Origin of the sequence: Pseudorhodobacter sp. W20_MBD10_FR17, from assembly GCF_052119765.1 — a bacterium.
Classification (GTDB): Bacteria; Pseudomonadota; Alphaproteobacteria; order Rhodobacterales; family Rhodobacteraceae; genus Pseudorhodobacter.
Genome location: NZ_JBGQOQ010000053.1, coordinates 1 through 14,473, shown reverse-complemented (window position 1 = coordinate 14,473; position 14,473 = coordinate 1). Strand labels below are relative to the sequence as shown.

The 14,473-nt window shown below is 56.9% G+C and carries 12 protein-coding genes and 2 pseudogenes; 6 read left to right on the top strand and 8 right to left on the bottom strand.

The window, feature by feature from the left end:
• Positions 1 to 193: 193 nt before the first annotated feature.
• Together ACEN2J_RS19285 and ACEN2J_RS19280 are read left to right on the top strand one after the other, a co-directional pair.
• Positions 194 to 640, top strand: coding sequence for a GNAT family N-acetyltransferase (locus ACEN2J_RS19285; protein ID WP_442108178.1), 447 nt, complete (start codon positions 194 to 196; stop codon positions 638 to 640).
• A gap of 103 nt (positions 641 to 743) precedes the next feature.
• Positions 744 to 2,501 (top strand): SulP family inorganic anion transporter, encoded by a 1,758-nt coding sequence (locus ACEN2J_RS19280; protein WP_442108176.1) that lies wholly within the window; start codon positions 744 to 746, stop codon positions 2,499 to 2,501.
• A 124-nt stretch (positions 2,502 to 2,625) separates the two neighbouring features.
• Here ACEN2J_RS19280 and tsf read toward each other — a convergent pair whose 3' ends face one another.
• The 4 genes from tsf to ACEN2J_RS19260 all read right to left on the bottom strand — a co-directional run bounded on the left by tsf (position 2,626) and on the right by ACEN2J_RS19260 (position 6,453).
• Complete coding sequence (tsf, locus tag ACEN2J_RS19275) at positions 2,626 to 3,522, bottom strand: translation elongation factor Ts (protein WP_442108174.1); 897 nt, start codon at positions 3,520 to 3,522, stop codon at positions 2,626 to 2,628.
• A 73-nt stretch (positions 3,523 to 3,595) separates the two neighbouring features.
• Positions 3,596 to 4,366, bottom strand: coding sequence for a 30S ribosomal protein S2 (gene rpsB / locus ACEN2J_RS19270; RefSeq protein WP_442108172.1), 771 nt, complete (start codon positions 4,364 to 4,366; stop codon positions 3,596 to 3,598).
• 377 nt (positions 4,367 to 4,743) lie between these two features.
• The gene (locus tag ACEN2J_RS19265; RefSeq protein ID WP_442108170.1) at positions 4,744 to 6,087 is read right to left on the bottom strand and encodes an ammonium transporter; all 1,344 of its coding nucleotides are present in this window, start codon (positions 6,085 to 6,087) and stop codon (positions 4,744 to 4,746) included.
• Between the two features lie 27 nt (positions 6,088 to 6,114).
• Entirely contained in the window at positions 6,115 to 6,453 is a 339-nt protein-coding gene (locus tag ACEN2J_RS19260) for a P-II family nitrogen regulator (RefSeq protein WP_442108168.1), read from the bottom strand.
• Positions 6,454 to 6,936: 483 nt separating this feature from the next.
• On the opposite strand from ACEN2J_RS19260, the gene ACEN2J_RS19255 reads away from it, so the two are divergent.
• The 3 genes from ACEN2J_RS19255 to ACEN2J_RS19245 all read left to right on the top strand — a co-directional run bounded on the left by ACEN2J_RS19255 (position 6,937) and on the right by ACEN2J_RS19245 (position 9,627).
• Positions 6,937 to 7,827, top strand: coding sequence for a PfkB family carbohydrate kinase (locus tag ACEN2J_RS19255; RefSeq protein WP_442108166.1), 891 nt, complete (start codon positions 6,937 to 6,939; stop codon positions 7,825 to 7,827).
• Complete coding sequence (locus ACEN2J_RS19250) at positions 7,827 to 8,750, top strand: pseudouridine-5'-phosphate glycosidase (protein WP_442108180.1); 924 nt, start codon at positions 7,827 to 7,829, stop codon at positions 8,748 to 8,750. The genes ACEN2J_RS19255 and ACEN2J_RS19250 overlap by 1 nt, the downstream gene beginning before the upstream one ends.
• Before the next feature lie 79 nt (positions 8,751 to 8,829).
• On the top strand, positions 8,830 to 9,627 hold the full coding sequence (locus tag ACEN2J_RS19245; protein WP_442108164.1) for a DUF502 domain-containing protein: 798 nt from the start codon (positions 8,830 to 8,832) through the stop codon (positions 9,625 to 9,627).
• On the opposite strand, the gene ACEN2J_RS19240 is transcribed toward ACEN2J_RS19245, so the two are convergent.
• The 3 genes from ACEN2J_RS19240 to ACEN2J_RS19230 all read right to left on the bottom strand — a co-directional run bounded on the left by ACEN2J_RS19240 (position 9,616) and on the right by ACEN2J_RS19230 (position 11,102).
• Positions 9,616 to 9,774 carry a hypothetical protein gene (locus tag ACEN2J_RS19240; RefSeq protein WP_442108162.1) on the bottom strand — a complete coding sequence of 53 codons (159 nt, stop codon included), beginning with the start codon at positions 9,772 to 9,774 and terminating at the stop codon, positions 9,616 to 9,618. The two genes, ACEN2J_RS19245 and ACEN2J_RS19240, sit on opposite strands and share 12 nt — an antisense overlap.
• Entirely contained in the window at positions 9,775 to 10,188 is a 414-nt protein-coding gene (locus tag ACEN2J_RS19235) for a patatin-like phospholipase family protein (RefSeq protein WP_442108160.1), read from the bottom strand. It abuts the gene before it with no gap.
• A 299-nt stretch (positions 10,189 to 10,487) separates the two neighbouring features.
• Entirely contained in the window at positions 10,488 to 11,102 is a 615-nt protein-coding gene (locus ACEN2J_RS19230; RefSeq protein WP_442108158.1) for a recombinase family protein, read from the bottom strand.
• A gap of 120 nt (positions 11,103 to 11,222) precedes the next feature.
• On the opposite strand from ACEN2J_RS19230, the pseudogene ACEN2J_RS19225 reads away from it, so the two are divergent.
• Positions 11,223 to 14,190: pseudogene (locus tag ACEN2J_RS19225) on the top strand (Tn3 family transposase).
• A 40-nt stretch (positions 14,191 to 14,230) separates the two neighbouring features.
• Here the strand turns inward: ACEN2J_RS19225 and ACEN2J_RS19220 are convergent.
• A pseudogene (locus tag ACEN2J_RS19220) lies at positions 14,231 to 14,413 on the bottom strand (patatin-like phospholipase family protein); the annotation flags it as partial.
• Positions 14,414 to 14,473 lie beyond the last annotated feature (60 nt).

Below are 14,473 nucleotides of genomic sequence, written 5' to 3'. Positions count from 1 at the left end.
GTAGGTGCGTCCCATTGGTCAACTCCATGCAATACTCTGTTATAGTACAGAATTTGCACTTCATTTGTGAATCCACCCGGCGACATCGTATTATCTCATAATCAATATTATGTAATATATGAGTATTGCAAATCCTTTGTATTCTTACTGTTCCCGCCTATAACAGCCCAAACAGCTTCAAAAAGGTGCCTGTATGACGTTTCGTATCCGCCCCCTTAAACCCAGTGATCGCGCGGCTTGGGATGTGCTGTACCAGGGCTATGCCAGCTTTTACAAAACCACCCAGACACCTGCGATGCGCGATACCACTTGGGCTTGGCTTATGGATGGTACTACACAGGTGCACGGTCTGGTTGTCGAAGATGCCAACGGCGCTCTGCTGGGCCTTGCGCATTTCCGGCCATTTGCGCGGCCGCTGTCGGCCTCGACCGGAGGGTTTCTGGATGATCTGTTTGTTACGCCCGACGCGCGGGGCCAGAACGTGGCGGACGCCATGATCGACGCCATCCGTGCGCATGGCACGCAACAAGGTTGGACAGTCATTCGCTGGATTACCGCCGAGGACAATTACCGCGCCCGTGCGGTCTATGACCGGCTGGCCGAGAAAACCAAATGGGCGACCTATGATATCAAACTGTGAGTGCCCTACCCCGAAACGCCGCATTTCATACATTCAATTCTTGCAATATAAATCTATATCTATAGATAAGCGCAAAACCCTATAGATTGCAGGAGCGTATGCTGTGCGCCGATATTTCCCAATCCTAACATGGTCGCGCAGCTATTCGCGCGACACGCTGACCAGTGATCTTGTTGCGGCCCTGATTGTGACGATCATGCTGATCCCACAATCGCTGGCCTATGCGCTGTTGGCAGGTTTGCCTGCGCAAGTCGGGCTGTATGCGTCAATCCTGCCGCTGGTGATCTATGCTGTGTTTGGCACGTCGCGTACCTTGGCCGTGGGTCCGGTTGCTGTGGCCTCATTGATGACGGCCGCTGCGGTTGGCAAATTGGCCGCACAAGGCACACCCGAATATTACGGCGCGGCCATTGCTTTGGCCTTTTTATCGGGGTTAATGCTTCTGGGTATGGGGCTACTGCGGCTGGGTTTTGTCGCCAATTTCCTGAGCCACCCTGTGATTTCCGGCTTTATCACCGCCTCGGGGCTGATTATTGCGGCGGGCCAAATCCCGCATCTTTTGGGCATCAAGGCCAAGGGCGAAACCCTGACTGAGTTGGTGCGGCAGATCTTTGAAAACCTGCATAATATCAGCCTTTTCACCACTCTTCTGGGTGCTGGTGCTGTTGGTTTTCTGTTCTGGTCACGCAAGTATTTAAAGGCGTGGCTCTTGGCGCGAAATGTCAGCCCAAACCTTGCCAGCGTTCTGACCCGGGCTGCACCCGTGGCCGCTGTGGCTGCAACCACGCTTGTGACATTTGTCTTTGGCCTTGATGCGCATGGGGTGTCGGTTGTCGGCACCGTTCCCCAAGGTCTGCCTGTCCCTACCCTGCCCCCGTTCGACCTTGAGCTTTGGTCGCAAATCGCTGTGCCGGCCATGCTGATCGCAATCGTTGGCTATGTTGAAACCATCTCGGTCGCGCAAACCTTGGCGGCCAAACGGCGCCAGCGCATCGACCCGGATCAAGAGCTGGTGGCCCTTGGGGCCTGCAATATCGGCTCGGCGGTTTCAGGTGGCTTTCCGGTGACGGGTGGTTTTTCACGGTCGGTTGTGAACTTTGATGCAGGCGCGCAAACCCCGGCAGCGGGCGCGTTTACGGCCATTGGCATGGCACTGGCGACAGTGTTCCTGACGCCTATGCTATTTTTCCTGCCAAAGGCCACACTTGCGGCAACCATCATTCTGGCGGTGCTGACGCTGGTCGACCTCGGGGCCATTCGCCGCACACTTGCCTATAGTCGCACTGATGGGGCAGCGATGATTGCGACCATTCTTGTCACGCTGACGATGGGCGTGGAATCGGGCATTCTTGCCGGTGTTGCGCTGTCGCTGTTTTTGCACCTGTACCGCACCTCGCGCCCGCATGTTGCCATCGTGGGCCAAGTGCCTGGGACCGAGCATTTCCGCAACGTTGATCGCCACGCTGTTATCACGGCCCCCGATGTGCTGACCGTAAGGGTCGATGAAAGCCTGTATTTCCCGAATGCGCGTTTCTTGGAGGATTATATCCAAGACAAAATCGCGGCAAATAAATCCATCCGCCATTTGGTGCTGATGTTCCCTGCGGTAAATGCGGTGGACAGCTCCGCCTTGGAAAGCCTTGAGGCGATCAACCAAATGCTAAAGGATTCGAACGTCACCTTGCACATGTCCGAGGTGAAAGGCCCCGTGATGGACCGCCTGCGCCGCAGCCATTTCATCCAAGATCTGACCGGCGACGTGTTCCTGACCCAATATGATGCGATGGCCAAACTCGCGCCTGATTTGACACGCAAAACCCTTGCTGCGTGCCGCCGTGATACAGTGCGCAACGGCCAATAAACCTATTGCGTTTGATCTGATCCAGCCGATCAAACGCAACCAAGCCGATGCCACGTAACGTGACCCCAACGTAAAACGGCCCGCGGTTTCCCACGGGCCGTTTTGTTTGGTCTAAAAGAAAAGCTTAGCCAGCCAAAGTTTTTGCAACTTCAGCAGCAAAGTCTTCTTCTTTTTTCTCAATGCCTTCGCCAACAGCGACGCGTACAAATGCGGTCACTTCAACGCCAGCATCCTTGGCAGCTTGCTCAACTGTGATATCAGGGTTCATAACGAACTTCTGGCCCAACAGCGTGTTTTCTTCGAGGAACTTTTTCATCCGACCTGGGATGATGTTGTTCTCGATAACCGAATCCGGCTTTGGCTTGGCCGAAGCGGCATTCTCTTCCAACGCTTTTTGGGTCTGCACTGTGCGCTCGCGCTCTACCACGGCTGGGTCCAAATCGGCTTCGGACAATGCAAGTGGCGAGGTCGCAGCAATATGCATCGCGATCTGCTTGGCAATTCCGTTGTCAGTGCCTTTAACAGCAACCAACACACCGATTTTGCCCATGCCATCGGCTGCTGCGTTGTGCACATAGGCCGCAACGCTATCGCCCTCAACCACAGCCATACGGCGCAGCGAAATCTTTTCGCCGATCACAGCCACAGCCGAGGTGATGGTATCTTCGACCGACTTGCCAGCAACTTTTGCCGCTGCCAGTTCTTCAACTGTTGCAACGTCCAAAGCAGCCGCAGTCACACCAGCAACCAGCTTTTGGAAATCGGCGTTCTTGGCAACAAAGTCGGTTTCCGAGTTGATTTCAACAGCAACACCTTTGCCGCCGGTAACCGAAACACCCACCAAACCTTCCGCAGCAATGCGGTCAGCTTTTTTCGCAGCCTTAGCAAGGCCTTTGGTGCGCAGCCAGTCGATGGCGGCTTCCATATCGCCTTCAACTTCGATCAGCGCTTTTTTCGCGTCCATCATGCCGGCACCCGACATTTCGCGCAGTTCTTTTACCATTTGTGCGGTAATCGCCATGGCGGCTCTCCTCATATCATGCAGAAATACCGGCGGGGCTTACCCCCACCGGCTAACATTAAGACGACAGGTCTCAGGCTTCAGCAGCAACGTCTGCGACAGCTTCTTCCACTGGCGCATCTTCCAACGCACCAACGTCGATACCAGCAGCGCCCATTTGCGCCGACATGCCTTCAAGCGCTGCGCGCGAGATCAGGTCGCAATACAGTGCAATCGCGCGGGCCGCATCGTCGTTGCCCGGGATCACGTAATCAACGCCTTTAGGCGAGCAGTTGGTATCAACCACAGCAACAACTGGAATGCCCAACTTGTTGGCTTCCAGAATGGCAAGGTCTTCTTTGCCAACATCAATGATAAAGATCAGGTCAGGAACGCCGCCCATTTCGCGGATGCCGCCCAAGGACGCCTGCAGTTTGCCCTGCTCGCGTTCCATGTTCAGACGCTCTTTTTTGGTCAAGCCTTCGGCGCCATTGGCCATCAGCTCGTCAAATTGCTTCAAACGCTGGATCGACTGGGAAACAGTTTTCCAGTTGGTCAGCGTGCCACCCAACCAGCGGTGGTTCATGTAGAACTGCGCCGACTTTTCAGCAGCTTCAGCAACAGCTTTTTGGGCTTGGCGCTTGGTGCCAACGAACAAAACGCGGCCACCTTTTGCAACTGTGTCGCGCACAACTTTCAACGCTTGGTCAAGCATTGGAACAGTTTGTGTCAGGTCGAGAATGTGAATCCCGTTGCGATCGCCATAGATGTATTCACCCATCTTTGGGTTCCAACGTGCAGTCTGGTGACCGTAGTGTACGCCTGCTTCAAGCAGCTGGCGCATGGTGAACTCTGGAAGAGCCATGTCCGTAATCCTTTTCCGGTTTAATCCTCAGCAGGGCCGTCTTCAGAACAGATGTTCCAACCGGCGGACCTTTCAGGATTTCTCCCTGAAAAGGCCCAAGCCCCACTTGTGAAGTGCGCTGCCAATACCGCGCCCAATACCCGATTGCAAGCACCCTTCCCCGCCCAAGCCCCAATTTCAAGCTGTTAAAGCGGTTTATGGCCAGTCAAAGCCAAATTGACCGAAGGAAAGGCCGTAAAGGCACGCAGCTTGGCACTTGCCTGCACTGGAAAAGCAGCCCTCTGTTTAGCTTTTAACGTCATTTCAAAATAGCAAACACCGACGGGGATCTCTCCGCGTCGGTGTTCATTGTAGGCGTTACTTTCAGCCGTCAGATCTTAGCTGTGATAGGCAGATTCGCCATGCGATGTTAGATCAAGGCCCTGACGTTCGGCATCAGTGCTAACCCGCAGGCCCATAACCATATCGACCAGTTTGAAAAAGACAAACGAGCCAATGCCGCACCAAAGGATGGTTGTGCCGACAGCCTCAATCTGCACGATCATCTGTGCCCCCATGCTGCCCGCGTTGGCACCGTAACCGCCGCCGCCAAACGCCTCGGACGCAAAGACCGCCGTTAGCAATGCGCCGCTGATTCCGCCCACACAATGCACCCCGAACACGTCCAAGCTGTCGTCATAGCCCAGCTTGACCTTAACCGTGGTGACAAAGAAATAGCAGATCGGCGAAACAATGGCGCCCAGCAAGATCGCGCCCAAAGGCCCGACAAAACCGCAAGCCGGGGTGATGGCAACCAAGCCCGCAACCATGCCAGACGCCGCCCCCAGCATCGAGGCTTTGCCGCGCAGCAGCCCCTCTACCGCCGACCAAGACAATATAGCCGCAGCGGTGGCCACAAAGGTGTTGATCATCGCCAAGCCAGCCGTACCGTTTGCAGCCAAAGCCGAGCCTGCGTTAAACCCGAACCAACCAACCCACAGGATCGACGCGCCAACCATGGTCAACGTCATCGAATGCGGGGCCATGTTATCTTTACCAAAGCCGACACGTTTGCCGATCATCAGCGCGCCAACCAAGGCCGCAATACCTGCGTTGATATGCACAACCGTCCCACCAGCGAAATCCATCGCGCCCATGTTAAAGAACAAGCCGCCGCCTGCGGTCACCGTCGCACCTGTCGCATCAACTATCGTCGTCGGGCCACCCCAAACCATGTGTGCAATCGGGAAATACACAAAGGTGACCCACAGCAGCACGAACACCAGCAGCGACGAAAACTTAATCCGCTCGGCAAAGGACCCGATGATCAGCGCCGGCGTAATCGCGGCGAAGGTCATCTGAAACACCGAGAACACATATTCAGGGATAGAACCCGAAACAGAATCGGCCGTCACGCCGAACAAAAACGCCTTGTCCAACCCGCCCCAATAGGGCGACAGGCTGGGGCCAAAGGCCATCGAATAGCCATAGAGCACCCAAACCACCATCACCATCGCTGTGATCAACGTGCATTGCATCAGCACCGACAGCATGTTTTTGCTGCGCACCAAACCGCCGTAAAACAGCGCAAGGCCCGGCAAAATCATGAACAAGACCAATGCCGTGGACATCATCATCCAAGCGGTATCACCCGTATCAATCGCCGCATCCTGCGCAAGGGCCGGAAGGGCTGTAAGCCCTACCACGGCCGTCAATCCTAGAGTTTTCTTAAAATTTGACATATCTCGATCTTTCCCTGACAGATTGCGTCACAGCGCGTCGTCGTTGGTTTCGCCCGTCCGCACGCGCACCGCTTGGGCCACGTCCAGCACAAATATTTTGCCATCGCCGATTTTGCCGGTCATGGCGGTGGTTTTGATTGTCTCGACAACCTGATCGGCCTGCGCATCCGGCACCACGATTTCCAATTTCATCTTGGGCACAAAATTCGCCGCATATTCGGCCCCTCGGTAAATTTCAGAATGACCAGATTGCGTGCCAAAGCCCTTAATCTCGGTCACCATCATTCCACGCACCCCAATCGCGGTAAGGGCCTCTCGTACTTCTTCTAGTTTGTATGGTTTTATGGCTGCTATAATCAGTTTCACGGTGCGACCCTTCTAAGTGACCCATGGCCCAAGCGACGGCTACATCGAACCCAAAGGTCTTTCGTATCTGCAACGCAAGATGAATACGCGGCGGCATGCCCCAGCGCTGGGATAAGGGGACGAAATATTATGGCGGGCCGCAAAAAATGATCAGATTTTAAACAGAATATAAACGAACCGACCCTGCGCAGTTCAAACGCGCGGCAATCGCAGGGAATCACAGTCATGCTCTTGCGCGAAAGGGGATCACCAAGCAGAAGGGTTTCGGGCGATGCGGCACACAAATTTTGTCACCAAAAACGGCATGGACAATAAAGACCCGCAAAGGCTTAAAAGCATCCAGAGCATAGGTGCGATGGCCGCTACCGCCATAACGCCCGCCAAGACAAAGCCGGTCCACCTTTCTTTTCGGTCAAAATATCCCCGCCGGAGGCCAGACGCTTCACCCTTGCGCACGCCTAAACAATGCGCGAAAACGCGTGCATGAAACACGATATTCTTTGTATTGGCTCCGTCTTGTGGGATGTGATCGGCCGCTCGTCTGCATCAATGCGGCTTGGCTCGGATGTGCCGGGGCGTATTACGCGGCTGCCGGGTGGTGTTGCCCTGAATATCGCCATGGCCTTGCGCCGTTTCGGGATGGTGCCAGCCCTGCTGTCAGCCGTTGGCCGCGATGCCGAGGGCTGCGAGCTGGTCGCGCGCTGTGATGAGTTGGGGCTGTTCACGGACACGATCTACCGTTCGGACGATTTGCCCACCGATATTTACATGGCGATAGAGGGCGCAAACGGGTTGATCGCCGCCATTGCCGATGCCCATTCGCTGGAGGCAGCGGGCGATAAAATCCTGCGCCCTTTGGCCGATGGTCGCTTGGGCAGCGAAGCCCTGCCTTACAGCGGCACAGTCGCATTGGACGGCAACCTGACCGAGGCTCTGCTGGCAAAAATCGCCACCTCGCCGCTGTTTGCCCATGCCGATTTGCGCGTGGCGCCTGCCAGTCCGGGCAAGGCCGAACGCCTTTTGCCGCTGCTGACGCATCCCAGCGCCACGCTTTATGTGAACCTTGAGGAAGCCGGTCTTTTGGCCAAGCAACCCTTTGCCACAGCCCCCGAGGCCGCAGACGGCCTGCTGGCCCGTGGGGCCGCCCGTGTGCTTGTAACCGATGGCGGCAAGACTTGCGCCGAAGGCACCCGCGGCATCGGCATCATCACCGCCACCCCACCGCAAGTTATGGTCACCCGCGTCACGGGGGCCGGTGATACCTTTATGGCGGCCCATATTGCCGCCACCCGCGACAACGCCACCCGGCAAGAGGCGCAGACCCGCGCCATTGCCGCCGCCGCAGATTACGTATCCGGAGACATCGGAACATGATAAACGCCCCTCTGAGCATCCTTCCCGAAATCGCAGACGCTTTGGCCAATGGTGGCCCTGTGGTCGCGCTGGAAAGCACGATTATCACCCATGGCATGCCGTTTCCGCAAAACATGGAAATGGCGATGTTGGTGGAACAAGACATCCGTGATGCCGGTGCTATTCCTGCAACCATCGCGGTGATGGATGGCCAAATCCACATTGGCTTGTCACCAGAACAGCTTGAAAAACTGGCACAAACGCCGGATGCGCGCAAACTGTCGCGCGCCGATATGGCGGCGTGTATTGTGTCTGGCGATACCGGTGCGACCACCGTTGCGGCCACCATGATCGCCGCGCGTCTTGCCGGAATTGATGTGTTTGCGACGGGCGGTATTGGCGGGGTGCATCGGGGGGCGGAAACCTCGTTTGATATTTCGGCCGATCTGCAAGAGTTGGCACAAACCCCTGTGACCGTGGTCGCGGCTGGCGCCAAGGCTATCCTCGATATTCCCAAAACGATGGAAGTTCTGGAAACCCTCGGCGTGCCGGTCATCGCCTATGGCCAATCCGAGCTGCCCGCTTTTTGGGCCCGCGCTTCGGGCCTTACAGCCCCGCTGCGGTTTAATACCGCCACCGAGATTGCTGCGGCCCACATGATGCGCGCGCGTCTTGGCCTTTCCGGCGGCCAGCTTATCGCCAATCCGATCCCCTTGGCCGATGAAATTCCGTTGCCGCAGATCACGCCGATGATCGAGCAGGCCTTGGCCGAGGCCGAGACCCAAGGCATCGCCGCCAAACAGGTGACCCCTTTCCTGCTAGATCGGATCTTTGCGCTGACCGATGGCCGCTCGCTGACCGCGAACATAGCACTTGTGCGTAATAATGCACGTTTGGGCGCCGAAATCGCAATTGCAATCAGCAACGCCCGCAAGAGCATCTAAAATCAGCCGTCTTGCCATTGTAGATGCGGCAAGCGCCCCTTAAATTACGTTCGGTCCATTTGGGGCCAGAGAGCTTGAAATGACCGAACAAAACCAACCACCGCAAAAGAAACGCGGCATCTTTGCTAGCCTGCGCGCAAGTTTTTTGACGGGCCTTGTGGTGGTGTTACCCATCGGGCTCACGCTTTATTTGATCTGGACCGTAACCGGCTGGATCGACGGATTAGTCCTGCCTTTCATTCCCGAAAGCTACCAACCGTCGGAATGGTTCGGATACTGGTTCTGCCCTTCGCTAACCGAGCCCGCCAGCGGAATAAGCCGATTTTGGTCCTCGGACCCCGCAAAGCCGCCGTTTTTCTGCAAAGAAAACGGTATCAACCTGCGCGGAACCGGCGTCATCATTTTCCTCGTATTCACCATTTTTATGGGCTGGCTGGCACGCGGGCTGATCGGGCGGTCGTTCCTGCATTGGGCAGAGCGGCTGGTGGATCGCACACCAATCGTGCGCAGTGTTTATAGCGGCATCAAGCAAATCGCTGAAACAGTATTCGCCCAAACCGACCAGAATTTTGAAAAGGCCTGCCTTGTCGAATACCCGAAAGAGGGGATCTGGGCGATTGGCTTTATCTCGACCAGCGCCAAGGGCGAGATTGCGGCGAAATTCCCGGAACACGACGAAATGCTCTCGGTGTTTTTGCCGACCACGCCCAACCCCACCTCGGGCTTTTTGCTGTTCGTGCCCAGCGCGGATGTGCGGATGCTGGATATGAAAATTGAGGACGCGGCCAAGCTGATCATTTCGGCTGGCCTCGTCTATCCCAATGGCAAAGACAAAGACGGCGTGGCGATCAGCCAACCTACAGGTTCAGTCAAGTAGCGCCATCGGGTCGACCGTGCCGCCTTTGCCTAAGCTGTCGCCGTGCTGTGTCAAAAATTGATCCGCCGCCTCACGCTCCGCAGCCTTTAACCGCTGCAAAAGCGAAGGCGTCGGGATCAGTTTACTGCTGGCTGAAAGCGTGTTCATCTACACATCATCGGCAATCAAATGCAGCGCCACGTCTTTCATGCTGCCCGGTGCCAGCGCCCCTTGCGCCAGCAAGCGTTTGACAAAGGCGATCGCCCGCAAATCCCGCAGCAAAGGCGCGTTAAAGCTGATCTCATTGATCCGGTTTTGAATTTCCAGCGGTGTCGTCGGCACGGCGTCACGGTACAAAGGGTTGATCGCCACGATGATAAGATCGTCTGGCAAACCCTTGTCATATAGGGGGAACAGCGCGGGGTTTCCGGAATATCCGCCATCCCACCATGCCTCAACCTTACCAGTCAGCGGGTCGGGCGCCTCAACCGCTTGAAAGGCTGTAGGCAAACAGCCCGAGGCCAAAATCGCATCTGGCGTGATGTTTTGCCCCGAAAACACGCCGATTTTGCCGTTCCGCACGTTGGTCGCGCTGATAAACAGCTTCGGCCCTGCGTCTGCGCAAACCTGTGAAAAATCAAACTCGGCTACAACCGGCGCCAGCGGGTTTTTCTACGCAGACCCCATCGCATAGGGCGAAAATAGCTGCGCCGCTATCCCTTGGGGCGAGGTGTTGAACGCGTTTTCCCAAGCATTGGTCATCGCGGCGGCAAAGGGCAAAACTGGCTGCATCCAAGCGCTTAGCCGCAAGTCGCCAACCGTTCCAACACTGACCCATAGCGCATCTAGGGGTCGAATGCCGCTGAGTGTAGAATGACACCCTAAGCTTTTTCAAGCACGCGTTTTCCATATTCCCGCAAGTTTCCGTTTGGATCGACGTATCGGTAGAGGGTGACGGGTCGGATTTTTAGTTCTTTGCAGAGTTCGGCGACCGATGTGTCGCGATTTGCCATGGCGGCCTGGGCGAGGCGGACCTGGGCCTTGGTGAGCGCGAATTTCCGACCACCGGTTCTGCCTCTGGCGCGGGCAGCTTGCAGCCCAGCCATTGTGCGTTCGTGGATCAGTTCGCTTTCAAACTCGGCCAGTGCCGCGAAGATACCAAAGGACAGGCGGCCTGCGGCGGTCGTCGTGTCGATCGCCGCGCCCTGACCTGTCAACACTTTCAGACCGACGTCGCGCTCGGTCAGCATCGCGACAGTCTTAACCAGATGGTGCAGGCTGCGCCCGAGCCGGTCGAGTTTCCATACCACCAGAATATCGCCCGCCCGCAGGGATTTCAGGCAGGCCTCCAGTCCGGGGCGATCATCTTTCTTGCCGGAGGCGTGATCAGAATAGATTTGGCTCTCAGGTACACCGGCGGCGTTCAAGGCATCATTTTGCAGGTCAAGCGACTGACTGCCGTCGGCCTTCGACACTCGGGCGTAGCCAATCAGCATGTTTCACAAACGAACGTTTGGGACGTCTGGGCTCGGCAATCACTTTCCTGCACCTAACTTGTTCCTTATCTCATGTCATAAATAAAACTAACCAATCCATTTTTTGAAAGCAAAAGAAACATGGCGCATCGCACCATTTTGACCGAGCGCCAACGCGCCGCCCTTTTTGATCTGCCAACCAGTGAAGCGGAAATGCTTCGTCACTATACGCTGGCCGATGATGATCTTGATCATATCCGCAGACGGCGACGGCCAGAGAACCGGATTGGTTTTGCACTTCAGTTGTGTGCCCTACGGTATCCGGGGCGACTGCTGTCGAATGGGGAGGTCATCCCGGACAAAGTGCTTCGTTTCATCGGCGCTCAATTGGGCATTACAGGCGAAGTGCTTCTCGCCTATGCCGCCCGTCGCCAAACGCGGCAGCAGCATCTTGAGGCTCTTCGGGCGATCTATGGCTACAAAATGTTTACTGGGCGGGATTCGCGTGACCTGAAGACCTGGCTCGAAGGTGAGGCTGAGGTCGCGCGTTCCAATGAGGATCTGGCGCGCCGGTTCGTGGCGCAATGTAGCCGGACCCTGACCATCCTGCCGGGGCTATCTGTGATTGAGCGACTCTGTGCAGATGCTTTGGTCACCGCCGAACGCCGGGTGGAAGCGCGTATCGCTGATCGGCTTGATGACCCGATGCGGGCCAAGCTTGATGCTTTACTATCGGAAGATGTCGATGGGCGGGTAAGCCGGTTCGTCTGGCTGCGCCAATTTGAGGTTGGCAAGAACTCGGCGGGCGAGAACCGCCTGCTGAACCGATTAGAGTTCCTGCAAGGTCTCGGGCTTGCAACTGCTGCCCTTGATGGCGTTCCACCGCATCGCATTGCCAGGATTCGCAGGCAGGGTGAACGGTATTTCTCGGATGATTTGCGCGATATTTCCGGTGATCGGCGGCTGGCAATCCTCGCCGTTTGCACCGTGGAGTGGCAGGCTGCGATAGCTGACGCGGTGATCGAGACGCATGACCGGGCCGCCATTGTCGCTCGGACCAATGGCGCAACAATGGCTTGCTGGGTAAAACTTGGCGTGATGCCAAGGCGTTATGTGATATGCAGATTACCGACGCCAAAGCAGCATTGCAGAACACACTTCGTTCTTTCTCAGGCTTGGGGGCCGCCCTCTTGGAAGCGCATGGCGATGGCGCCCCCCTGGAGAACGCGGTTACGACCGCCTGCGGTTGGCGTGATCTCGAAGGGCTTGTCTCCACAGCGATGCAGTTGACCAGTACAATGGCGGCCAACCCATTGTCCCATGTCGTCCAAGGCTACCACCGATTTCGGCGCTACGCGCCGCGCATGTTGAGGGCACTCGATATTAAGGCCGCATCGGTGAGCGAACCCTTGGTCAAGGCTGCCCGACTTATCGCAGCGGGAGGAGAAGCAACTGCCCGCCCAACAACCTTTCTGCGCCGCAGTTCCAAATGGCACCAGCACTTTCAGGCACAGGCCCCAACTGACCATCGGCTTTGGGAGGTCGCCGTGCTGTTTCATCTACGCGATGCCTTTCGCTCTGGTGACGTTTGGCTGACGCATTCCCGGCGCTATGCCGACCTGACGCAAGCGCTGGTACCGATGGCGGAGGCGCGGGCCACGCCCAGATTGGCCGTGCCCTTCGATCCGGCGGATTGGCTGGCAGATCGCAAGACCCGCATGGCTGAGGGGTTGAAGCGCCTCGCCGCTGCGGCCCGTGCCGGGGCCATTCCGGGTGGCTCTATCGAGGACGGCGTGTTGAAGATCGACAGACTCACCGCCGCAGTGCCCACCGAAGCCGACGAACTTGTTCTGGATTTATACAAAAGGCTGCCCGATGTGCGGATCACCGATCTGCTTCTGGAGGTGGACGATGCTACAGGCTTCACGTAAGCCTTCACCCATATCCGCACCGGTGCGCCATGCACCGACAGGATCGGCTTGCTGACCGTTCTGCTGGCAGAAGGCCTGAACCTTGGCCTCAGCAAGATGGCCGAGGCCACCAGCACCCATGACTATTTCCAGCTCTCGCGCATCTCACGCTGGCATGTTGAAGGCGATGCGCTCAACCGTGCCTTGGCCACGGTGATAAAGGCGCAGTCCGCTCTGCCCATGGCCCGCTTCTGGGGTGGCGGCACCACCGCCTCCAGCGACAGGCAGTTCTTTCCAACCACTCGTCAAGGCGAGGCCCCTCTCGGCAGATTGCTCCGCAATCGCCTGCCGGGCAATTGATGAACCTGATCAACGCCAAGTATGGCAATGAACCAGGACTGAAGGCCTATACCCATGTCTCCGATCAGTTCGGCCCCTTTGCCACCCAAACCATCCCCGCGACCGTGAGCGAGGCCCCTTACATCCTTGACGGCCTGCTTATGAATGAGACCGGACGCAGTATCCGCGAGCAATACGCCGATACCGGCGGCTTCACCGATCATGTCTTTGCCGTCACGGCGCTTCTGGGCTTCCAGTTCATTCCACGCATACGTGATCTGCCCTCCAAGAGGCTCTACGTCTTTGATCCGGCCTACATCCCCAAGGAACCCAAAGGCCTGATCGGCCGCAAGGTTCGACAAAACATCATCTCAGCCAACTGGCCAGATATTCTGCGCAGTGCCGCCACCATGGTGGCAGGTGTCATGCCCCCCAGCCAGCTTCTACGCAAATTTGCAGCCTATCCCCGCCAGCACGAGCTGGCTGAAGCCCTCAAAGAAATTGGACGGGTGGAACGAACGCTATTCATCATAGACTGGCTGCTCGACACCGATATTCAGCGCCGTGCCCAGATCGGTCTGAACAAAGGCGAGGCTCACCATGCGCTGAAAAACGCCCTGCGTATCGGTCGCCAAGATGAAATCCGCGACCGCACCGCCGAAGGGCCGCATTTCCGCATGGCTGGCCTCAACCTCCTTGCCGCCATTGTCATTTACTGGAACACCAAACATCTCGGAGAAGCCGTCGCCTCACGAAAACGCGGCGCACTCAACTGCTCCCCAGATCTTCTGGCGCATACCTCACCCATCGGATGGGCACATATCCTCCTCACAGGCGAATACAGGTGGCCAAAACAATAACCAAAAATCTTAGGGTGTCATTCTGCACTCACCGGCATTCGACCCCATCTAATGCAGCGCGCGCACCTTCACGCCCGCCGGTCACCATGCCCGCTTTGAACGCAGCACCGTTCAGCGCACCAGCCGAAGTGCCCGAAATCTCGGCCACCTCGATTCCCACCTCATCCAGCAAACGGTCCAACACGCCCCAAGTAAAGGCCCCATGCGCCTTGCAGTTACCCATAAGTGTCTGGCGGCGACGTTGCGATGCGGGCTCCCTCGACGAGATCGGCTAGGCGTGAGA